Origin of the sequence: Pseudomonas granadensis (genome assembly GCF_900105485.1) — a bacterium.
Taxonomy (GTDB): domain Bacteria; phylum Pseudomonadota; class Gammaproteobacteria; order Pseudomonadales; family Pseudomonadaceae; genus Aquipseudomonas; species Aquipseudomonas granadensis.
In genome coordinates this window covers 4,008,822-4,030,000 of record NZ_LT629778.1, presented here as the reverse complement: position 1 = coordinate 4,030,000, position 21,179 = coordinate 4,008,822, and the positions used below count along the sequence as shown (strand labels likewise).

General features: G+C 58.4%; 16 protein-coding genes and 2 rRNA genes (1 of these 18 only partly in view). 13 read left to right on the top strand and 5 right to left on the bottom strand.

All coding sequences use genetic code 11. From position 1 onward, the window contains the following. From BLU52_RS17820 to BLU52_RS17810, 3 genes are all read left to right on the top strand, one after another. Nucleotides 1-1,898, top strand: a 23S ribosomal RNA gene (locus BLU52_RS17820); it begins 996 nt to the left of the window's first position. Between the two features lie 151 nt (nucleotides 1,899-2,049). After that, nucleotides 2,050-2,165: ribosomal RNA gene (gene rrf / locus BLU52_RS17815) — 5S ribosomal RNA — on the top strand. 151 nt (nucleotides 2,166-2,316) lie between these two features. Then, complete coding sequence (locus tag BLU52_RS17810; protein WP_090288615.1) at nucleotides 2,317-2,856, top strand: hypothetical protein; 540 nt, start codon at nucleotides 2,317-2,319, stop codon at nucleotides 2,854-2,856. A gap of 5 nt (nucleotides 2,857-2,861) precedes the next feature. Here BLU52_RS17810 and BLU52_RS17805 read toward each other — a convergent pair whose 3' ends face one another. Next, nucleotides 2,862-6,998, bottom strand: a complete 4,137-nt coding sequence (locus BLU52_RS17805) for a CheR family methyltransferase (protein ID WP_090288613.1) — start codon at nucleotides 6,996-6,998, stop codon at nucleotides 2,862-2,864. Nucleotides 6,999-7,299: 301 nt separating this feature from the next. Between BLU52_RS17805 and BLU52_RS17800 the strand changes: the two genes are divergently transcribed. From BLU52_RS17800 to BLU52_RS17785, 4 genes are all read left to right on the top strand, one after another. Next, nucleotides 7,300-8,904 (top strand): tetratricopeptide repeat-containing response regulator, encoded by a 1,605-nt coding sequence (locus BLU52_RS17800; RefSeq protein WP_090285377.1) that lies wholly within the window; start codon nucleotides 7,300-7,302, stop codon nucleotides 8,902-8,904. Continuing rightward, complete coding sequence (locus BLU52_RS17795) at nucleotides 8,901-9,593, top strand: sensor histidine kinase (RefSeq protein WP_090285375.1); 693 nt, start codon at nucleotides 8,901-8,903, stop codon at nucleotides 9,591-9,593. The genes BLU52_RS17800 and BLU52_RS17795 overlap by 4 nt, the downstream gene beginning before the upstream one ends. A 199-nt stretch (nucleotides 9,594-9,792) precedes the next feature. Further along, nucleotides 9,793-11,034, top strand: a complete 1,242-nt coding sequence (locus tag BLU52_RS17790; RefSeq protein ID WP_197677983.1) for a glutamine synthetase family protein — start codon at nucleotides 9,793-9,795, stop codon at nucleotides 11,032-11,034. A 69-nt stretch (nucleotides 11,035-11,103) separates the two neighbouring features. Then, entirely contained in the window at nucleotides 11,104-12,489 is a 1,386-nt protein-coding gene (locus BLU52_RS17785) for an MFS transporter (RefSeq protein WP_090285370.1), read from the top strand. A gap of 73 nt (nucleotides 12,490-12,562) precedes the next feature. Here the strand turns inward: BLU52_RS17785 and BLU52_RS17780 are convergent, their stop codons facing one another. The 4 genes from BLU52_RS17780 to flgA form a co-directional block, all read right to left on the bottom strand. Next, nucleotides 12,563-13,309 carry a flagellar brake protein gene (locus BLU52_RS17780; RefSeq protein ID WP_090285368.1) on the bottom strand — a complete coding sequence of 249 codons (747 nt, stop codon included), beginning with the start codon at nucleotides 13,307-13,309 and terminating at the stop codon, nucleotides 12,563-12,565. Between the two features lie 88 nt (nucleotides 13,310-13,397). Then, the gene (locus BLU52_RS17775) at nucleotides 13,398-13,865 is read right to left on the bottom strand and encodes a flagella synthesis protein FlgN (RefSeq protein ID WP_090285366.1); all 468 of its coding nucleotides are present in this window, start codon (nucleotides 13,863-13,865) and stop codon (nucleotides 13,398-13,400) included. Nucleotides 13,866-13,913: 48 nt separating this feature from the next. After that, nucleotides 13,914-14,240 (bottom strand): flagellar biosynthesis anti-sigma factor FlgM, encoded by a 327-nt coding sequence (gene flgM, locus BLU52_RS17770; protein WP_090285364.1) that lies wholly within the window; start codon nucleotides 14,238-14,240, stop codon nucleotides 13,914-13,916. A 161-nt stretch (nucleotides 14,241-14,401) separates the two neighbouring features. Further along, nucleotides 14,402-15,163: a flagellar basal body P-ring formation chaperone FlgA gene (gene flgA / locus BLU52_RS17765; protein ID WP_090285362.1), complete on the bottom strand. Its 762-nt coding sequence runs from the start codon at nucleotides 15,161-15,163 to the stop codon at nucleotides 14,402-14,404. 82 nt (nucleotides 15,164-15,245) lie between these two features. Between flgA and BLU52_RS17760 the strand changes: the two genes are divergently transcribed. The 6 genes from BLU52_RS17760 (at nucleotide 15,246) to flgE (ending at nucleotide 20,376) form a co-directional block, all read left to right on the top strand. After that, a complete protein-coding gene (locus BLU52_RS17760; protein WP_090285360.1) occupies nucleotides 15,246-16,178 on the top strand; it encodes a chemotaxis protein CheV in 933 nt (310 codons plus the stop codon). Between the two features lie 46 nt (nucleotides 16,179-16,224). Next, on the top strand, nucleotides 16,225-17,052 hold the full coding sequence (gene cheR, locus BLU52_RS17755; protein ID WP_016773612.1) for a protein-glutamate O-methyltransferase CheR: 828 nt from the start codon (nucleotides 16,225-16,227) through the stop codon (nucleotides 17,050-17,052). Between the two features lie 368 nt (nucleotides 17,053-17,420). Continuing rightward, entirely contained in the window at nucleotides 17,421-17,828 is a 408-nt protein-coding gene (gene flgB, locus BLU52_RS17750) for a flagellar basal body rod protein FlgB (protein ID WP_090285358.1), read from the top strand. Nucleotides 17,829-17,831: 3 nt separating this feature from the next. Beyond that, nucleotides 17,832-18,275: a flagellar basal body rod protein FlgC gene (gene flgC / locus BLU52_RS17745; protein WP_007899122.1), complete on the top strand. Its 444-nt coding sequence runs from the start codon at nucleotides 17,832-17,834 to the stop codon at nucleotides 18,273-18,275. A 15-nt stretch (nucleotides 18,276-18,290) separates the two neighbouring features. Next, a complete protein-coding gene (gene flgD / locus BLU52_RS17740; protein ID WP_090285356.1) occupies nucleotides 18,291-19,016 on the top strand; it encodes a flagellar hook assembly protein FlgD in 726 nt (241 codons plus the stop codon). Nucleotides 19,017-19,047: 31 nt separating this feature from the next. Beyond that, entirely contained in the window at nucleotides 19,048-20,376 is a 1,329-nt protein-coding gene (gene flgE, locus BLU52_RS17735; RefSeq protein ID WP_090285355.1) for a flagellar hook protein FlgE, read from the top strand. The last annotated feature ends 803 nt before the right edge of the window (nucleotides 20,377-21,179 follow it).

The window sequence follows — 21,179 nt, the reverse complement described above, 5'->3', positions numbered from 1 at the left end:
CCAAAGTTATGGTTAAGTGGGAAACGATGTGGGAAGGCTTAGACAGCTAGGAGGTTGGCTTAGAAGCAGCCACCCTTTAAAGAAAGCGTAATAGCTCACTAGTCGAGTCGGCCTGCGCGGAAGATGTAACGGGGCTCAAACCATACACCGAAGCTACGGGTATCATCTTAGGATGATGCGGTAGAGGAGCGTTCTGTAAGCCTGTGAAGGTGAGTTGAGAAGCTTGCTGGAGGTATCAGAAGTGCGAATGCTGACATGAGTAACGACAATGGGTGTGAAAAACACCCACGCCGAAAGACCAAGGTTTCCTGCGCAACGTTAATCGACGCAGGGTTAGTCGGTCCCTAAGGCGAGGCTGAAAAGCGTAGTCGATGGAAAACAGGTTAATATTCCTGTACTTCTGGTTATTGCGATGGAGGGACGGAGAAGGCTAGGCCAGCTTGGCGTTGGTTGTCCAAGTTTAAGGTGGTAGGCTGAGATCTTAGGTAAATCCGGGATCTTAAGGCCGAGAGCTGATGACGAGTTACCCTTTGGGTGACGAAGTGGTTGATGCCATGCTTCCAAGAAAAGCTTCTAAGCTTCAGGTAACCAGGAACCGTACCCCAAACCGACACAGGTGGTTGGGTAGAGAATACCAAGGCGCTTGAGAGAACTCGGGTGAAGGAACTAGGCAAAATGGCACCGTAACTTCGGGAGAAGGTGCGCCGGTGAGGGTGAAGGACTTGCTCCGTAAGCTCATGCCGGTCGAAGATACCAGGCCGCTGCGACTGTTTATTAAAAACACAGCACTCTGCAAACACGAAAGTGGACGTATAGGGTGTGACGCCTGCCCGGTGCCGGAAGGTTAATTGATGGGGTTAGCTAACGCGAAGCTCTTGATCGAAGCCCCGGTAAACGGCGGCCGTAACTATAACGGTCCTAAGGTAGCGAAATTCCTTGTCGGGTAAGTTCCGACCTGCACGAATGGCGTAACGATGGCGGCGCTGTCTCCACCCGAGACTCAGTGAAATTGAAATCGCTGTGAAGATGCAGTGTATCCGCGGCTAGACGGAAAGACCCCGTGAACCTTTACTATAGCTTTGCACTGGACTTTGAATTTGCTTGTGTAGGATAGGTGGGAGGCTTTGAAGCGTGGACGCCAGTTCGCGTGGAGCCATCCTTGAAATACCACCCTGGCAACTTTGAGGTTCTAACTCAGGTCCGTTATCCGGATCGAGGACAGTGTATGGTGGGTAGTTTGACTGGGGCGGTCTCCTCCTAAAGAGTAACGGAGGAGTACGAAGGTGCGCTCAGACCGGTCGGAAATCGGTCGTAGAGTATAAAGGCAAAAGCGCGCTTGACTGCGAGACAGACACGTCGAGCAGGTACGAAAGTAGGTCTTAGTGATCCGGTGGTTCTGTATGGAAGGGCCATCGCTCAACGGATAAAAGGTACTCCGGGGATAACAGGCTGATACCGCCCAAGAGTTCATATCGACGGCGGTGTTTGGCACCTCGATGTCGGCTCATCACATCCTGGGGCTGAAGCCGGTCCCAAGGGTATGGCTGTTCGCCATTTAAAGTGGTACGCGAGCTGGGTTTAGAACGTCGTGAGACAGTTCGGTCCCTATCTGCCGTGGACGTTTGAGATTTGAGAGGGGCTGCTCCTAGTACGAGAGGACCGGAGTGGACGAACCTCTGGTGTTCCGGTTGTCACGCCAGTGGCATTGCCGGGTAGCTATGTTCGGGAAAGATAACCGCTGAAAGCATCTAAGCGGGAAACTTGCCTCAAGATGAGATCTCACTGGAACCTTGAGTTCCCTGAAGGGCCGTCGAAGACTACGACGTTGATAGGTTGGGTGTGTAAGCGCTGTGAGGCGTTGAGCTAACCAATACTAATTGCCCGTGAGGCTTGACCATATAACACCCAAGCAATTTGCGTCGAAGAGACCAGATTGCGGTGTGTGAAGACGAAACGAACCGAAAGTTCGAAACGCACAAACACCGAAAGCTGTCACATACCCAATTTGCTGAAGCGAGGCCATCTGGTCACGAGTCAGTACCCGAATTTCTTGACGACCATAGAGCGTTGGAACCACCTGATCCCATCCCGAACTCAGCAGTGAAACGATGCATCGCCGATGGTAGTGTGGGGTTTCCCCATGTGAGAGTAGGTCATCGTCAAGATTAAATTCCGAAACCCCAATTGCGAAAGCAGTTGGGGTTTTGTTTTGCCTGCGAAAAAGTTTGAGGCGTCGACCAAGCCGACGAATCGACATGGCGTACCTTCCGATCCAGTGCCTTAATGTTTCTCTTTCGGGGCGGGGGGGGAACGACCATGCGACGTCGTGGAGCCAACTATTGGTTATGGATCAACGGCCGTTTGCCGATGTACGGCCATGACGAGACACTAAGCGACGGCTTACAGATCGAGGTCCAGGCCCGTGTAGGCCTGAGTGGCGACACGCAAGTATTCATTGGCGTCTATACGAAAGAGGGGCGAGCGGTCAGTGAAGAATTTCATGACCGCGGCAAAGACATTCCCTGCGAAGTCGCGCTGAAATGGGGAAGCGAGCGAGCCCGAGAGATCGTTATCGCTCAGCAGGTCTTCGCCGCCCCGCACCGTACTCAGACAACGCTGAGTGCAGTGGTGACCGACCCATCGATAGTGGCGATCCGGCGGATGGAGATGAGCGAGCACGAGCGCCTTAAACTCAAGGCGTCGGATGCCTGGTCAGAATATCTGGATGCCAAGAACGCCATGCTCGATCTGATGCGCCTGAGGCGCGTCGATCCAGGCATCTGGGCCGAGAGCAAGGCGCGCCTTCAGCAGGCGATCGACCGTCGCGTGTGCATCCAGCGTGCCTATCTAAGCTGAATCGCTTACAGGCGTTGCGAGCGGCGCAGCGCCTCGATGGTTTCGATCAAATCGTCATAGGCCACTGGTTTGCCGAGGTGCTGGTCGAAACCTGCCTCACGGGACTTCTGCATATCGCTCTGCGTGCCATAACCAGTGAGGGCGATGGCGGGTACATTTTTCACCAGCGGCAATTTGCGTAACGCGCTCATCAGTTCGTAGCCGCTCATGACCGGCATGCCCAGATCGGAAATGATCAGATCGAAACGCGTGCCCTCAGCCGCTTTCAGTGCGGCAACCGGATGATCAAATGCGGTAACGTCTGCGTCTTCCATTTCCAGCAGCATTTTCAGCGTTTCGAGCACTTCCGGTGAGTCATCCACCAGCAGGATACTCAGGCCATCCAGTTTGCCAGATGCCACTTCAACCTCTTGTGGCGAACTTTCTTCGACCACATCAATTGCCAATGGCAGGCACACGGTAAAGGTGCAACCAGCGCCCAGGCCAGGCGATGTCACCAGTACCGAGCCGTGTTGCGCTTCGGTCAACTGCCTGACCAGTGACAGACCAATTCCCAGGCCTTCACGCTGATGGTTGGTGTGTTGTTTCTCGGCCTGTCCGAACAGATCGAACACATGTTCCAGATTTTCCGCAGCGATGCCGACGCCGTTGTCCTTGATGTCCAGACGAGCCATTTGCGCACTGCGACTGGCGATCAATTCGATTCGTCCGGTCGGTGGGGTGAATTTCAGCGCATTGTTCACCAGGTTCCAGATGATCTGCTCCACCCGCGTCGGGTCGGCATGAATGATCAGTGGGTCGGTTGGCAAGTGCAGGTCAACCCGCGTCGCATGCTGTTCGTTGATCACCACGGTATGGATATCACGCAGTACGGCGCTGAGATCAACCCGCGTCAGTTGCAGTTTGAGCTTGCCGGTGCGCACCCGAGCAACGTCGAGCAGGTCATCGATGATCCGCGCCTGGCTGTTGACTGCATCGCAGATGGTATTGACCGCTTTCGTCGCCGGCCCCGCGGTACGGATGACCGGAAGGCGTCGCAGCAGCTCGGCGTTGAGCTGAATAAGGTTCAGTGGATGTTTGAGTTCATGGGACATGACCGCAAAGAACTCATCACGCAGGGACACCGTATTGCGCGTCTGCGCCAGCTCCTGGCTCTGCTCGTCCTGCGCGCGTTTGTGGCCGGTCAGGTCGCGGGCGATCTTCACATAGCCTTGCAGATAATCGCCGCTGAGCAGGGTGACTTCGCCACTGCAGAAGAAGCGGCTGCCGTCCTTGCGCTGGTGCCAGCGTTCGTCTTCGGCGCGGCCGTGGGTACGGGCAGTCGCCAATTCGTTCTCGGCCATGCCGGCAGCACGATCTTCGGCAGTGAAGATGAAATCGTAGAATGCGCCTTCGGCCTCGGCCTTGCTGTAGCCGAAAATCAGTTCGGCGCCTTTGTTCCAGCTGGTGATCGCGCCTTGTTCGTCGAGAATGATGATCGCGTAATCGCGGGTGCTCTCGGCCACCAGACGCATGCGTTCTTCGCCCAGGCGCAGCTCTTCTTCAGCGGCGCGGCGTTTGGTGATGTCGATGAAGGTCAGCACCGTGCCGTCGATATGGTCTTCGCTGGAGCGATACGGCAATAACCGCGCGATGTACCAGCGGTTATCGGTGCTGTTCACTTCACGTTCGATCATGTTCAGCGATTCGAACACCTGCGCTGCGTCGTCGGCGAGGTCGGCATAGTTGAGCCGATGGGTGATGTCGAGCAGCGAACGTCCGGTGTCGACCGGCAGCATGCTGAAGATATCGGTAGCGCGCGGGGTGAACCACTTGATGCGCATGCTGCGATCGACGAACACTGTGGCGATGTCGGTCGAGGCGATCAGGTTGGTCAGGTAATCGTTGATCTTGTCGGTTTCTTCGACTTTGGTTTTCAGCTCGTAATTGACCGTCAACAGCTCTTCGTTGATCGACTGCAGCTCTTCCTTGCTGGTTTCCAGCTCTTCAGTGGCCGAGCGCAGTTCTTCGTTGATCGCCTGCATTTCTTCGTTGGAGGCTTTCAGCTCTTCGCTGGAGACTTCCGACTGTTCGATGGTGTCCTGCAGGTGCAGCTTGGTGCGTTGCAGTTCGCGCTCAAGGTTCGACAGCACCTGGCTCTCGGTCTGCAACATGGTGGTGGCTGCGTGTTCGGCGGGATCGATTTCCACTTCCTCGAAGATCACCAGCACGCATTCGCTGTCCGACTCGTCGTCTTTGTAGGGTTGGGCGATCAGATCGATGCGGAACTGCCGCTCTTCGCGCTTGAGGATCACCTCCCGCGAGCGCACGGTCAGGTTGCTTTGCTGCACCTGGAAGAGCGTTGTGCGAATCTCCAGGCGCAGCTCCGGCAGGATCAGCGTCAGCAGGTTGCGCGACAACTCGCCGCCGACATGCCGCAGAAAACGCCCGGCGCTTTCGCTCATGTGCAGAATATCGGCATTGCTGTCGACAATGATGCTCGGCGGCGCTGAACGCTCGATCGCACGTCGATGAATGTCGGCGAACGACAACTTGGGTTGTTCGCTGGTCTTCACTTCAGGACGTGTAACGCTGCTGCGCATATAACCGCCTCGCGGCATGGTTGGCGTGCGACGGCTACTCGGCGTGCCGGTCTTGGCGCGGAAGATGCGGTTGCGTTTGTCCACCGGGGTGAACAATTCGTGGCAGGCATCGGCGCTTTCCGAAGTGCCGAGAAACAGGAAGCCACCCGGTCGCAAGGCAAAGTGAAACATCTGCAGGATCTCGCGCTGCACTTCGCGATCAAGATAGATCAGCAGATTGCGGCAAGTGATCAGATCGATCTGCGAAAACGGCGGATCGGACAACAGGCTGTGCTTGGCGAACAGAACCTTCTCGCGGATTTCCTTGCGGATGCGGTAATGCTCATCGTCTTTGACGAAATAATGGCGCAGGCGTTGCGGCGGTACGTCGGTGACGATCGCTTGCGGATAGGTTCCGGCGCGACCGACGCTGATGGCGCGTTCGTCGATATCGGTAGCGAATACTTGCAGGTTCGCCTTGCTGTTTTCGACTTGCATTTGGTCGTCAAGCAGGATCGCCAGGCTGTAGGCTTCTTCGCCGGTGGAGCAGCCGGCAGACCAGACGCGCAATTCCTCTTTTTCCGCCGAGCTGGATACCGACTGCACCAATTGCGGCAGCACTTCGCGCTCCAGCGCCTCGAAGGCTTCGCGGTCGCGAAAGAAGTTGGTCACACCGATCAGCATGTCGCCCAGCAGCGCCTTGGCTTCGTCCGCGGTGTTTTGCAGGTAATCGTAATAGGCGCTGAGGTCGGACTGGCCGGTGACCTGCATGCGCCGCTCGATCCGGCGCAGCACGGTGGCGCGCTTGTAATGCTTGAAATCGTGGCCAGTACTGGCCCGCAAGTAGAGCAGGATGTCGTGCAGGCGCTGTTCGGCAATTGCCGCTTCCTGCTCGCTGGACGGCGATTGCACTTTGATGTCGGGGTCATTGGCGCTGGGCAGGGTGATGTTCTGCGAATTGCTCCACAATTCCATCAGCTTCTGCGGCATTTCCACCACTGGCAGCACCAGGTCGACCATTCGCGTTTCGATCGCGGCACGGGGCATGCCGTCGTATTCGGCGTCTTCAGGCACTTGCGCCAGGGTGACGCCGCCCTGTTCCTTGATCCGCGACAAACCCACTGCGCCATCGGAACCGGTGCCCGACAGCACCACGCAAAACGCCCGCTCGCGATGCACATCGGCGAGATCGCGGAAGAACAGGTCGATCGCCGAATGTCGGGTGGTTTGTGTGGCGGCGGTGCTCACTCGTAAGTAACCATCGTTCATTGACAGCGATTGCGCGGGAGAAATGACGTACACGCAGTTTTTCTCGATCGGCACCGGCTGTGTGACCTGCAGCACCGGCATCCGCGTCGATTCCTGAATGATCTTGTCAGCGACGCTCTGATGATCCGGCGATAAATGCAGGATGATCACGAAGGCCATGCCGGTGTCTTGCGGCATGTGCTCGAAAAACAGCTTGATCGCTTGCAGTCCGCCAGCGGACGCGCCGATGCCGACCACCGGGAAGTCCAGGTGGCTGGGGCTCAGGCCTCGGCGCTCGGGAGCAGCGGGCGAGGAGGGTGATTTCGAGGTCATGACTTCGGCCTTGAGAAGGCGACGGATGGGGTCGCGGTGGATCAAAAAACGCATGGGTAACTGCGCAGGATAATCCTGTTTCCGACTTTTTTCCTGCCGCAGTTCGAATGGCGTGCTGGTTGTTTTGTGTTGACCCCGCTCTTGACCTAAACGCACCAACAATCTTCAAGAGATTCGAGGGAGCGGCCGATAACCCGTTCGGTGACAGCAACGTCGCGCGAAATCGCTTGATAGCGTTTGGCCGGCAGCTATCATCTGCGCGCCCGAAATTGCCCTCTCTTCATTTGCCTGGAAATCGTCGATGTCGTCGTATCACCAAAAAAGCTTTCTGATCGTCGATGATTTTTCGGATTTCCGCAGTTCCGTGCGTTCGATGCTGCGTGAACTGGGCGTCAAGGATGTCGATACCGCCGACACGGGTGAACAGGCGCTGAAGATGTGCTCGCAGAAATCCTACGATTTCATCCTGCAGGATTTCCATCTCGGCGACGGCAAGAAAAACGGCCAGCAAGTGCTCGAAGACCTGATGTCGGAAAAGCTCATCAGTCACGAAGCGGTGTTCGTCATGGTCACCGCCGAAACCAGTCAGGCGATGGTGCTCAGTGCGCTGGAACACGAGCCCGATGCGTACCTGACCAAGCCGTTCAACCGCTCCGGCCTGGCCCAGCGCCTGGAGCGTCTGGAGCAGCGCAAAACCCTGCTCAAACCGATTCTGCAAGCCCTCGACCGTGGCAAACCGGTCGAAGTGCTCAACGCCTGCATCGCCCTGTGCAAGCAGGACATCCGCTATTCGCCGCTGTGCCTGCGCTATCGCGCCGATGCGCTGCGCGACATGAATCAGAACGAAGCGCTGGAACGCCTCTATGACGGCATCATCGCCGACCGCCCATTGCCGTGGGCGTTTGCCGGTCTGGGTAAGTTGTTGTTCAAGCGTGGCCAGGTGACGCAGGCCAAAGAAGTCTATGAGAAAGCCTTGAAAGTATTCCCGATGATGCCGGCGCTATATGACGGCATGGCCGATGTGCTGGTGGCCGAGGGCGACAGCAAGGGCGCGCAACGGGTGCTGGAAGAAGCGATTCGCTTGTCACCGCTGGCGGTGCGCCGTCAGGCCTTGCTGGGCAAACTGGCGATGGCCAACGAAGATTTCGAGACCGCCTCGCGTGCCTATCGTCAGGCCGTGTCGCAAGGCGCGCAGTCGCGCTTCAAGGACCCGGAAAGCAACCTCGGCCTGGCGCATGCGCTGATCAGCAAGGGCAGTGATCGTGGACTCGATACGCGCACGCGACTGGAGATCAACACGACTCTCAGCGCGGTCGCCAAAGAAAACCCGAGTGACCCCGGCCTGCAGATTCGTGCACGTCTGATGAAGGCCACCAGTCTGCTGCTCAACGATGCGGAAACCGCCGACAAGCTCACCGAACAAGCGCTGATGCGCCTCGACGGCATGGAACAGTTCATGAGCCCGGAAGCGGCGTTGCTGGTGGCCAAGCAGTTGCAGATGCTCGGTCAGGCCGAGGCGGGCACCTCGATGCTCAAGAGCTGTGCGGAAATCTATGGTGATGACCCGGCGGTGATGAAAGACATCGCCAAGCTCACCGATGACCCGACCATTCTCAGCTCCAGCAACGCCGCTGCCGACCTCAACCGTCAGGGCGTGCGGGTGTACAAGACCGGCAACCTGGTGGAAGCCCGCGAGGTGTTCCGCAAGGCGTTGAAGATGCAACCGAAGAACCTCAGCATCGCGTTGAACCTGGCCCAGTCGCTGTTGCACGGCACCGACACCAGTGTGCCGTCGGCGGAGCTGGAAGAATGTCGGGCCTGCCTGAAAATGGTCGGCCTGATGCCCGACACCGACGCGCGCTTTGCGCGTTATCAAAAGCTGAAAAGCAAGGCGTTTGGCGAATGAACCAAGACGAGCAGGCGCTGGATTTCTCCACGGTGATCGCCTCCACCGTCCACGACATGAAAAACTCCCTGGCCATGCTCATGCAGGCGCACAGCCAATGGCTGGCGCGTTTGCCGCAAGCGCAGCGCGAGGGCGCGGAGCAGGGCGTGATCGACTTCGAGTTCGCTCACCTCAACGGCATGCTTGTGCAGTTGCTCGGGCTGTACAAGCTCGGCGTCAATCAGTTGCCGCTGCAACCGGCCTATCACGAACTCGACGATTTCATCGAGGCGCAACTGGCCGCGCATCAGGAGGTGTTCGCCAGCCGCGGCATCATCGCCACCTATGAAGTCGATCCGCTGAGCCCGCTGGGTTTCTTTGATCGTGAGCTGATTGCTTCGGTGCTGAGCAACTGCATCAACAACGCCATTCGCTACGCACGCGAGTCGTTGCTGATTACCGTCAGTGACGAGGCCGGGCAACTGGTCCTGAGCATCAACGATGACGGCGCCGGTTATCCGCGCGAGATGCTCGAGCGTCAGGCCGATTACGTGCAGGGTATCAATCACAGCAGCGGCAGTACCGGGCTCGGCTTGTATTTCGCCAATCGCATCGCGGCGCTGCATCAGCGCAATGGCGTAGAGGGACGCACGGAGATCAGCAATGGCGGTCCTCTCGGCGGCGGAGTATTCAGTCTGTATCTGCCGTAACAATGGTTTTTGCTGACGCTGCTTGATATTCCGAACAGCCGGAGCCTATTTTGTACGGGTCGCCGTTCGCGGCTCGCACAATAACAAGGATTGCGTCATGACAACCGATGGCCAGCGCTCACTCGCACAGCGACTGACGGGCATTGATGAGATTGAATGTGTTACGCCGGATCTTAATGGCGTGCCGCGGGGCAAGGTGATGACCGCCGAGGGTTTCGTCGAAGGGCGGCGTCTGCAGTTGGCGCGGGGTGTGCTGCTGCAGTGCATCATGGGCGGTTATCCGCCGGCGCGGTTTTACGGCAGCGATGACGGCGACCTCGCCCTCGTCGCCGAACCGACCCAGATCCACCGCCTGCCCTGGAGTGACGAGCCGCGCGCCCTGGCGATTTGCGACGCCGACGAGTTGAGCGGCGAAAGCTCGCCGCTGTCGACCCGAGGCCAGTTGAAGAAAGTCATTGCCCGTTACGCCGAGCGCGGATTGGCGCCGGTGGTGGCGACCGAGCTGGAGTTTTTTGTTTTCGCGCCCAACCCTGATCCCACCCAAGCGTTTCGCCCGCCTGTCGGCCTCGATGGTCGTCGCGAGGACGGCCAGTCGGCGTTCAGCGTCAGCTCCAATAACGGGCTGCGACTGTTCTTCAGCGAAGTCTATAAATGCATGGCCGCGCTGGGCTTGCCCCGCGACACCTTCATGCATGAAATGGGCGTCAGCCAATTCGAGATCAATCTGCTGCACGGCGATCCGTTGCTGCTGGCCGACCAGACGTTCCTGTTCAAGCACCTGCTCAAAGAGGTCGCGCTCAAGCACGGCCTGACCGTCGTGTGCATGGCAAAGCCGCTGGCGCACACGCCGGGTAGCTCGATGCACATTCACCAAAGCCTGGTCGAAATCGGCAGCGGCAGAAATGTCTTCAGTGACGCGAGCGGCGAGGCGACTGCGACGTTTCGCCATTTCATCGGCGGGCAGCAGGCAGCCATGGCGGACTTCACCGCACTGTTTGCGCCCAACGTGAATTCCTATCAGCGCCTGTGCCATCCGTATGCGTCGCCGAACAATGCCTGCTGGTCCCACGACAACCGTGCCGCCGGGCTGCGCATTCCGGCCAGTTCACCGGTCGCTCGTCGGGTCGAAAACCGCTTGCCGGGCGCCGACGCGAATCCGTATCTGGCGCTCGCCGCCAGTCTGGCCGCGGGTTTGCATGGCATCGAGCAGGAACTCGAGCCCAGCGAGGCGATCCAGGGCGAGTTTGTCGTGCCGGACAATCTTGCGTTGCCGTGTACCTTGCATGCTGCTCTGGAACGTCTGAAGCGTAGCCACTTGGCCAGGGAACTGTTCGGACCCGAGTTCATCGAAGGCTACATCGCTTCGAAGACCCTGGAGTTGACCAGCTTCTTCGATGAAATCACCCCCTGGGAACGGCGTGTTCTAGCAGCCCAGGCCTGACGTACTGTCGCCACCGGGCTAGCGTTTGGTTAGCCCGGTCTTTACTGCAAGGAGCCGCTCGGAACGCCGATGCGCCAAATCTGGAAATCCTTTCGAGCGCTGTATTTCGCCTCGCTGATGATGTTGATCGGCTCGGGCCTTCTCTCCACCTATCTGGCCTTGCGTCTGGCCGCAGACAATGTCGACGGCCTGTGGGTCGGTGCGCTGATGGCCGCCAACTATTTTGGTCTGGTGCTGGGCGGCAAGATCGGGCACCGACTGATCGCCCGGGTCGGGCACATTCGCGCTTATTCGGCGTGTGCCGGGATTGTCGGTGCGGCAGTGCTGGGCCATGGTCTGGTCGATTGGCTGCCGGCGTGGCTGGTGCTGCGGACCATCGTCGGCCTCGGCATGATGTGCCAGTACATGGTGATCGAGAGCTGGCTCAACGAGCAGGCCGACGCCAATCAACGTGGTCTGGTGTTCAGCGGTTACATGATCGCTTCGTATCTGGGCCTGGTGCTCGGCCAGTTGATTCTGGTCATGCACCCGGGCCTCGGGCTGGAGCTGCTGATGCTGGTCGCGCTGTGCTTTGCGCTGTGTCTGGTGCCGGTGGCGCTGACCCGGCGGATTCACCCGGCGCCTCTGCATCCGGCGCCGATGGAGCCGCGCTTCTTTATCAAGCGCGTGCCGCAATCGTTGAGCACGGTGCTTGGCGCTGGTTTGATCATCGGTTCGTTTTACGGTCTGGCGCCGTTGTATGCCTCGCAGCAAGGGCTGTCGACCGAGCAGGTCGGTCTGTTCATGGGTAGCTGCATCTTTGCCGGTTTGCTGGTGCAGTGGCCGCTCGGCTGGTTGTCCGATCGTTACGACCGGGCGCTTTTGATCCGCTGCTTCGCCGGGTTTCTGGCAGTGGCGGCTTTACCGTTGGCGGTGTTGCCGCAGGTACCGCTGGAAGTGCTGTTTGTGGTGGGTTTCCTGTGTTCGCTGGTGCAATTCTGCCTGTATCCGTTGGCCGTGGCGTTTTCCAACGACCATGTCGAGGGTGATCGACGGGTGTCGCTGACGGCGATGCTGCTGGTGACCTACGGTGTGGGCGCGAGCATCGGGCCGCTGCTGGCCGGCGTGCTGATGAAGTTTCTCGGCAGCCAGAGTCTGTATGCGTTCTTCAGCTTTTTTGCGCTGGTACTGGTGTGGCGGATTCGGCCGAAAGCGGTGACCAATCTGCATCAGGTCGATGATGCGCCGCTGCATCACGTCGCCATGCCCGACAGCATGTCGAGTTCGCCACTGGTGGCGGCGCTCGACCCACGGGTCGACGAGCAAGTGGTGCAAGAGCAGATGGTCCAGGACCCGGCACCGTCCAGTCCAGAACCTGAACCCGAGCCAGCCGAACCGCAGCCAGCCACGGCCGAAGATGATGTGAGCAGCGCAGATGACAAGCCTGCGCCGGATATCAGTGGCGCGCGGCCCTGAATCGAAGATAAACACTCGCGCATAAAAAAGGGCAGTCCTGTGAGGGGCTGCCCTTTTTGTTGGTTGCTACGACTCAGAGATCGTCTTTGTCAAACCGCCGCGCTTCACGCTGAAGCTGATAAACGAAACGCTCGACGTTGCGCGCGGCCGGGCCGCTGATGTTGTGGAAGCGCAGGCCGGCGAAGGTGATGTTGAGCTTTTCTTCGAAGTGCAGGTAGCGCAGTTCGACGGCGATTGGCTGGTTGCCGAACAGCGGCGGGGCGATCAGGCGGTCGTAGACCTGGCCCAGTTGCAGGCGATCGGTGATGTCGCCTTCGAAGCGAAACTTGCAACCGGTCGCGGAAATATCCAGCAGCTTGCCATGGATCGGCGACTTGAGCTTTTCGCCACCCAGTTCAACGCTGACCAGATCGGTCAGTTTCAGCGCGGCACGGAAGGCGTTGCGGCGCTGGTGGTAAACCACTTCGGTCGGCAGCTCGCCGGTATAAAAGCGATCGCCGTCGGACTCTTCGATGTTCAGCGTGCCGTTGCATTCCCAGGCGATGCGTACACCGTCATGAAAACCTTCAACCTTGAACGGCTCGCCGGCGAGCAGGAAGCGTTCGCCATCGCGCGGGATCATTTCGTCCAGAGCGATCGACGCGCTGTCGCGGTCGACTTTGATCAGGTAGCTTTGAAAACGCTGGCTGCGCTCGTGGAAAGTGATGATCAGCGGATCGTGGCTGTCCTGCAGCTGGCGCAGGTTGCTGGAGATTTCCAGTGGCGTGGTGAGCACCTTAGGGGGCTGCGGAGCATCATCCGCGCTGAGGGCGTTGGACACGGTTTATCAATCTCCAGACAAAATATGACGACTAGCCAGCATTTTGCCAGCATGTTCCGCGGGTTGATAGAGCTGGCGCATCAACGGCTCACGCCTGGCTGAGCGGACGCGGTTTGGCGGGCTTGGCAAAGGTGCCGCTGGCGTCGTACAACGCTGGCGGTTCGCCCCCGGTGAGGATTTTCAGCTGATTGGCCGTGGTGGCCTGCTGAATGCGGATCGACTGGCCATTCTTGACGTTGGCTGCCTGGCATTGGGCAATCAGGTCGGTCAGGGCGTCGCCCTGACGCAACAACTGCTCGCCAACGCTCGATTGCGCGGCCAGTTGTTGCAGGCCGTTGCGATCGGTCGGCAGATTGAGGCTGGCGAGAATTTCGCTGCGCTTGCGGCCATGCTGTTCCAGCAGAATGATCAACGCCTGCTTGCGCGCCAGAATCTCTTCCAGCAGAGGCATGTCACGACCGTGCAACGCGAGGAATTCGGTTTGCAGCAACTCCAGCAGTTCTTGCGCTGGAGCAAAGTCGTCGTCGATCAGTTGCAATAAAGTAGTGTCGTGCATGGCTGGCCTTGGGGTTTAAGCGTCCAAAAGCCTGGCGCCGGCAAAAGCCTAGCGCTGGGCTTCGAAGTTGAGCAGTTTGCTGGCTACACGGTTGCTGTCGACTTTATAGCTGCCATCGGCAATCGCGGCTTTCAACTCGGCCACACGGGCTTTGTCGACAGCAGGCTGATCGCGCAGCTTGTCAGTGACCTTCTGCAACTGTTGAGCCTCATTGCTGAGGTGTACCGACTCCCCGCTTTTGGCGGCATTGGCCTGTTCGGCCTGGGTATTCAGCGGCGCGGAGGGGCTGTTTTCAGCGCTTTCCTTGGCGTTGCTGGTACGTGTGCTGCCTGTCAGTGACGAGGAACTGTTCAAACGGCTGAAATCGATGACCATGATAAAAACCTCTGGGAATTTGGACGCTTGCCATGTTTTCGGCTATCCCATGAAAAACTTTAGGCACATTTTTCCAATGCGCCTGGCTGCATCGCGGCTTGTCCTGCTGCGACACAGTTTAGGGAAGCGGCGATGTCGGCGCCAGTTTTCTCACAGGGCGTTCACATGGCCACTTCCACTTGTCCCGGCGCGGTGACCTGCGCCTTGATCACCCGTTGTGAATTGAGGTTTTTTACCCGGATCTGTTCTTTCAGGCCGCCGTTGGCCAGGGCTTCGCCCGGCATGCGCACGGCCAATGTCCCGCTGCGTGCGGTGATGACGACCTGATCGCCCTTGCGAATGACTTCCGCCTGCTCCAGATGAACCTGGGTGATGACCTGATCGGCGACCGTTGGTCGGGTCAATTTCTGCCCGATCGCTTCGTCCACCGAGGTCAGAAAGCCCTGATTGATCTGGCTGACATCGCGCTCGCGCAAGGTCACGTCCTGCGGCTCGATAATGCCGGCGCGTTTGAGCGCACGCGTGGTTGTCACGATCTCGCGAAACAGCCGGACTTGAGCGGGTACGAACACCGTCCAGGGCGATGTGCCCTCACAGCGAACCTTCACCGTAACCCGGCCCAAAGGGCGTGCCGGACTCTCCAGCGTCGCTGTCAATTCCTTGTCGCACATCGGCATGCGCATGCGCGGGTCGAGCTGGTTGACTTCGATTTCATAACGGCCTTCGGTTTGACTGCTCGTCAGATAGTCTTCTACGGTGAACTCAAGAAAGCCCTGAGTGACGCCGATAAGCATGTCAGGCAAGGTAACCGCATCAGCATGGGCAGGACTGCCAAAGAACAAGCAGCAAATGGCGCACGCGCTGGCAAGCGCTCTGCGAAGAGGTGCTGTCAGGTGTCGGGAAAATGTCGTTTGAATGTTCATACGGGTTAAAAAGCAAGCGCCGTGCCGTTTAGCAATGAATGTGCGTCGCAACAACACTTGGCGTTGATGTAGGAGTCTGGGCATGGCGGGTGTAATGGATTCGGTGAACCAGCGCACGCAACTGGTAGGGCAGAATCGCCTGGAGCTGTTGTTGTTCCGTCTCGACGGTCAGCAGCTCTATGGCATCAACGTGTTCAAGGTACGGGAAGTGTTGCAATGCCCGTCGCTGACGTTGATGCCCAAGTCCAGTCCTGTGGTGTGCGGGGTGGCAAATATTCGCGGGGCGACCATTCCGATCCTCGATCTGGCAATGGCGACCGGTTCCGGAGCGTTGAAAGACAAGAACAGTCCGTTCGTGATCATCACGGAGTACAACACCAAGACCCAGGGTTTCCTGGTCCGCTCGGTGGAGCGCATCGTCAACATGAACTGGGAAGAGATCCATCCGCCGCCCAAGGGCACCGGTCGCGATCACTACCTGACAGCTGTGACTCGGGTCGACAATCAGTTAGTCGAAATCATCGACGTCGAAAAAGTGCTGGCGGAAGTCGCACCGACGCCGGAAGCGATTTCGGTGGGCGTGGTCGATGTCGAGACCCAGACCAAGGCGTTGTCGCTGCGGGTGTTGACGGTCGATGACTCGTCGGTGGCGCGCAAGCAGGTCACCCGTTGTCTGCAGACGATCGGCGTCGAAGTGGTGGCGCTGAACGACGGCAAGCAGGCGCTGGATTACCTGCGCAAGCTGGTCGACGAAGGCAAGAAACCGGAAGAAGAGTTCCTGATGATGATTTCCGACATCGAGATGCCGGAGATGGACGGGTACACCCTGACGGCGGAAATCCGCGGCGACGCACGCATGCAAAAGCTCCATATCATCCTGCATACTTCGTTGTCGGGGGTATTCAATCAGGCGATGGTCAAGAAAGTCGGCGCCGATGACTTCCTGGCTAAATTCCGTCCTGATGACCTGGCATCCCGGGTAGTCGACCGGATCAAAGCAGCAGATATCAGCTAGGGACCTATTGTCCCTGGTAGTCAACACGATTTAAGAGGCGGCACCATTGTCTACGGGTAATTTGGATTTCGAACAGTTCCGGGTCTTCCTGGAAAAGGCCTGTGGCATTTTGCTCGGTGAAAACAAGCAATATCTGGTCTCCAGCCGTCTCAATAAACTGATGGAGCAGCAAGGCATCAAGTCGCTGGGTGAGCTGGTGCAACGCATCCAGACCCAGCCGCGCAGCGGTTTGCGCGAGCAGGTGGTCGATGCCATGACGACCAACGAAACCCTGTGGTTTCGCGACACCTACCCGTTTGAAGTGTTGAAGAACAAGGTCCTTCCGGAGGCGATCAAGGCCAGCCCCAACCAGCGCTTGCGCATCTGGTCGGCGGCCTGCTCCTCGGGTCAGGAACCGTACTCGCTGTCGATGTCGATCGACGAGTTCGAACGCAGCAACCTCGGCCAGTTGAAGATGGGCGTGCAGATCGTTGCCACTGATCTGTCGGGCCTGATGCTCAACAACTGCAAGACCGGCGAGTACGACAGCCTGGCCATCGGCCGCGGTTTGTCGCCGGAGCGTCTGCAACGCTACTTCGACCCGAAAGGGCCGGGGCGCTGGGTGGTCAAGGCGCCGATCAAGAGCCGGGTGGAGTTCCGCTCGTTCAACCTGCTCGACAGCTATGCCGCGCTGGGCAAGTTCGACATCGTGTTCTGCCGCAACGTGCTGATCTACTTCTCTGCCGAAGTGAAGAAAGACATCCTGTTGCGCATTCACAGCACGTTGAAGCCGGGCGGGTATCTGTTCCTTGGCGCATCCGAAGCGCTGAACGGTCTGCCGGACCATTACCAGATGGTCCAGTGCAGCCCGGGGATCATTTACAAGGCGAAGTGATTGCTGCGGCAATAGCAAAAACGGGAGTCCTCATGGGGCTCCCGTTTTTTTGTGCCTGCGTTTATCTCGAAACAACCACCGCCCCTCTGTAGGAGTGAGCCTGCTCGCGATAGCGGTATATCTGGCGCCGACGATGGTGAATGTCCTGACGCTATCGCGAGCAGGCTCACTCCTACAGGAGAGCGAATGTGGGCGAGAGGCAACCAAGCGGCAGAAAAGCGGCATCTGGCGGAAGGCGGTTGCCGCTTTTCTGGCATTGCCGCTTTGCCGATCGCCCGCAAAGCCACGGAAACCGGGAGTTTTACACTCTGGCACGACGCTTGCTAAAGCTCAGTTACGAAAAATCCGGTCACCTGAAGGTTCCCGACATGAGCATCAGCTTCGACAAAGCGCTCGGCATTCACGAAAAGGCTTTGGGCTTCCGCGCCCAGCGTGCCGAAGTGCTGGCCAACAACATCGCCAACGCCGATACCCCGAACTACAAGGCGCGGGATCTGGACTTCTCGAAAGTACTCGAAGCCCAGAGCCAGAAAAACGCCAACGGCACCATCGCCCTCAACAAGACCAACAGCCGTCACATCGAAGCTGAAGGTCTGGGCAATGGCGACGAGTCGCTGATGTATCGCACGCCGATGCAGCCTTCGATCGACCAGAACACCGTGGACGCTCAACTGGAACAGTCCAACTACGCGGAAAACGCCATCGGCTTCCAGGCCAGCTTCACCCTGCTCAACAGCAAATTCAAAGGGCTGGTGTCAGCCCTGCGCGGAGAGTAATCCATGTCCCTGTCCAGCGTTTTCAACATTGCCGGCAGCGGCATGAGCGCCCAGACCACGCGTCTGAACACCGTGGCCTCGAACATCGCCAACGCCGAGACCGTTTCGTCGAGCATCGACCAGACCTACCGCGCCCGTCACCCGGTTTTCGCCACCATGTTCCAGGGCGGCCAGAGCGGCGGCAGCGATTCGCTGTTCCAGAACCAGGACGCGGCCGGTCAAGGCGTGCAGGTGCTCGGTGTGGTCGAAGACCAGAGCAACCTCGAAGCGCGTTACGAGCCGAATCACCCTGCGGCCGACGGCAAGGGCTACGTCTACTACCCGAACGTCAACGTGGTGGAAGAGATGGCTGACATGATTTCCGCGAGCCGTTCGTTCCAGACCAACGCCGAGATGATGAACACCGCCAAAACCATGATGCAGAAGGTGCTGACCCTCGGTCAGTAATAAGGGGCGACTGCCATGAGCGTTACCGATACCACCAGCTCCCTGAGCATGAATGACATCCTGTCGAACTCGTCGAAAAAGACCAGTTCGACCACCGATGGCATTGCTTCGGCGACCAACAGCAGCACCGGCGGACAAGCGCTGGGCAAGGATGCGTTCCTGCAGTTGCTGGTGACCCAGCTGAAAAACCAGAACCCGCTCGACCCACAGGACAACAGTGCATTCGTTGCCCAGTTGGCGCAGTTCAGCAGCCTCGAAGGCATCACCACGCTGAACTCCACCGTGAGTGGCCTGGCCGGCAACTACAACTCATCGCAGGCGCTGCAAGCGTCGTCGCTGGTTGGCCGCAACGTGATCGTACAGACCAACACCGCACAGCTCGATGATCCGAGCAAAGGCCTGACCGGTTCGGTCACCGTGCCTTCGTCGATTGCCGGTGGCACCGTGACCATCACCGACAAGGACGGCAAAACCGTTCGCACCATCGATCTGGGCAGCCGCGCCGCTGGCGACGCGAGCTTCACCTGGGATGGCAAGGACACCGCAGGCACCGTGGTGCCGGTCGGTACTTACACCTTCAAGGCCAACGCACCGATCAACGGCACCGCGACGGACCTGGCGACTTACCTGCCAGCGACCGTCAACAGCGTGACGATCAGCCAGACCGGCGGCGAGCTGATGCTCAACCTGGCCGGCAAGGGCACCGTCGCCCTGTCCAAAGTTCAAACCATTGGTATATAGAGCCGACTAACCCGGCATAAAGGAGTGGAATATGTCTTTCAATATCGGCCTTAGCGGTCTCTATGCAGCCAACAAGCAACTGGACGTGACCGGCAACAACATCGCCAACGTCGCCACCGCCGGTTTCAAATCCTCGCGCGCAGAATTCGAGGACGTGTATTCGTCGACTCGTCTGGGCAGCGGCAGCAAAGTCATCGGTAACGGCGTGCGCCTGGCCAACGTTTCCCAGCAGTTCACCCAGGGTGACATCAACAACACCGGTAACGTGTTGGACATGGGTATCAACGGTTCCGGTTTCTTCACCATGAGCAACAACGGTTCGGTGTCCTACACCCGTGCCGGTACCTTCAAGGTCGACAATGCCGGTTACATCACCAACACCGACTACACCTCGCGTCTGCAGGGTTATGGTGTGGATGCCAATGGCAAGATCATCAACGGCGTGTTGACCGATCTGAAGATCGACACCTCGAACCTGGCACCGAAGTCGACGTCGGCAGTGACTTCGAGCATCAACCTGAATTCGACTGCTGCTGTGATCGACGACACGGTGCCGGCGGGCAAGTTTGACCCTACCAACACCGCGACCTACACCAAGTCGTTCAGCACCCCGATCTATGACAGCCAGGGCAACCAGCACACCATGGATCAGTACATGGTGAAAACCGGTGCCAACACCTGGAAGGTCTACACTCTGGTCGACGGTCGTAATCCGGATGCAACCGGCAGCGATCCGAAAGTCACCGCGCCTGTGGCCTCGACGCTGTCCTTCGACGCGACCGGCAAACTGACCCAGGTCAGCACGCCAAATCCGTTGGGTGGCCCGGCGATCATCAGCAGCGATCTCACGCTCAAAGGCTGGGTGCCAGGCACAGTGACCGATGGTGTCTGGAAGGCTAACGGCGCCGCGGCAAACCCGGCGGGTGTGACCATTTCGATGGCCAAGACTACTCAATACAACGCTGATACCTCGCGCACGATCCCGACTCAGGATGGTTATGCCACTGGCCAGATCACCAACCTGACGATCGATGGCACCGGTACGATGTTTGCCAACTTCAGCAACAACCAGAGCAAGGCGATTGGTCAGGTCGCGCTGGCCAGTTTCACCAACGAGCAGGGCTTGCAGGCGGTGGGTGGCACTAGCTGGAAAGAGACTTTCGCTTCGGGTATTCCGGGCTACGACGCACCGAAAACCGGTACGTTGGGTGAGGTGGTGTCCAACTCGCTGGAAGAGTCGAACGTTAACCTGACCAATGAGCTGGTTGATCTGATCAAGGGTCAGAGCAACTATCAGGCGAACGCCAAGACCATTTCGACTCAGAGCACGATTATGCAGACCATTATTCAGATGACCTGATTGGGTTTGTGATGGTTTTTTGGGCCCCTCGTTTTGAGGGGCTTTTTTTTGGGCCGTGGCGGCCTGTGGGCCGACCAGGCTCTGGTTGGATTTGTTTGCATATCCGTTGCTCCGGGTGCTGCTGCTGGCGGTTTCGCCCTTACGGCGAGGCACTTTTTCCAGACGCCGAAAAAGTACCCAAAAAGGCTTGCTCCTACGTCCGGCCCCTCGCAAGCTCGGGGTTCCTTCGCTGCGGGATCGATCCGGGCGCAGCGGCTACGGTTTGCTTCGCTGCACCTACTTCCGCTGTGTACGACTTCGTCGTACGGTCGCTGCGCTCCCACGCCCGGATCAATCCCTCCGCTCAGCCTTCCGATGTCGCTGGTTAGGCAAGATCAAGATCAAGAGCACTCGAGCTGGCGCTCATTGTTGAGTGGTTAGAAGCGGGTGATTGGCTTGGGATTTGTGGTGGATTCACCCCTCACCCCAGCCCTCTCCCGAGGGAGAGGGAGCCGATTTGTGGATTCTTCAGAACTGCATTCGACTCGGTACTGCATGTCGGTGTACCTCTTCAATTCACCTCGGTCAGTCCCCTCTCCCTCCGGGAGAGGGCTAGGGTGAGGGGCTTTTGATTTTGCTCTGGCTTTTGATCTTGCTCTGGCTTTTGATCTGATCTGGCTTTTGATCTTTTGCCCCTTCGGAAGGCTGAGTGAAGGGATTGATCCGGGTGTGGGAGCGTAGCGACCGTACGACGGAGTCGTACACAGCGGAAGTAGGTGCAGCGAAGCAAACCGTAGCCGCTGCGCCCGGATCGATTCCGTAAC

Bases quoted from the DNA above. Each gene is read 5' to 3' on its own strand.
- BLU52_RS17810 (WP_090288615.1), top strand. From the start codon at position 2,317: ATGCGACGTCGTGGAGCCAACTATTGGTTATGGATCAACGGCCGTTTG.
- BLU52_RS17805 (WP_090288613.1), bottom strand. From the start codon at position 6,998: ATGACCTCGAAATCACCCTCCTCGCCCGCTGCTCCCGAGCGCCGAGGC.
- BLU52_RS17800 (WP_090285377.1), top strand. From the start codon at position 7,300: ATGTCGTCGTATCACCAAAAAAGCTTTCTGATCGTCGATGATTTTTCG.
- BLU52_RS17795 (WP_090285375.1), top strand. From the start codon at position 8,901: ATGAACCAAGACGAGCAGGCGCTGGATTTCTCCACGGTGATCGCCTCC.
- BLU52_RS17790 (WP_197677983.1), top strand. From the start codon at position 9,793: ATGACCGCCGAGGGTTTCGTCGAAGGGCGGCGTCTGCAGTTGGCGCGG.
- BLU52_RS17785 (WP_090285370.1), top strand. From the start codon at position 11,104: ATGCGCCAAATCTGGAAATCCTTTCGAGCGCTGTATTTCGCCTCGCTG.
- BLU52_RS17775 (WP_090285366.1), bottom strand. From the start codon at position 13,865: ATGCACGACACTACTTTATTGCAACTGATCGACGACGACTTTGCTCCA.
- flgM (WP_090285364.1), bottom strand. From the start codon at position 14,240: ATGGTCATCGATTTCAGCCGTTTGAACAGTTCCTCGTCACTGACAGGC.
- flgA (WP_090285362.1), bottom strand. From the start codon at position 15,163: ATGAACATTCAAACGACATTTTCCCGACACCTGACAGCACCTCTTCGC.
- BLU52_RS17760 (WP_090285360.1), top strand. From the start codon at position 15,246: ATGGCGGGTGTAATGGATTCGGTGAACCAGCGCACGCAACTGGTAGGG.
- flgB (WP_090285358.1), top strand. From the start codon at position 17,421: ATGAGCATCAGCTTCGACAAAGCGCTCGGCATTCACGAAAAGGCTTTG.
- flgC (WP_007899122.1), top strand. From the start codon at position 17,832: ATGTCCCTGTCCAGCGTTTTCAACATTGCCGGCAGCGGCATGAGCGCC.
- flgD (WP_090285356.1), top strand. From the start codon at position 18,291: ATGAGCGTTACCGATACCACCAGCTCCCTGAGCATGAATGACATCCTG.
- flgE (WP_090285355.1), top strand. From the start codon at position 19,048: ATGTCTTTCAATATCGGCCTTAGCGGTCTCTATGCAGCCAACAAGCAA.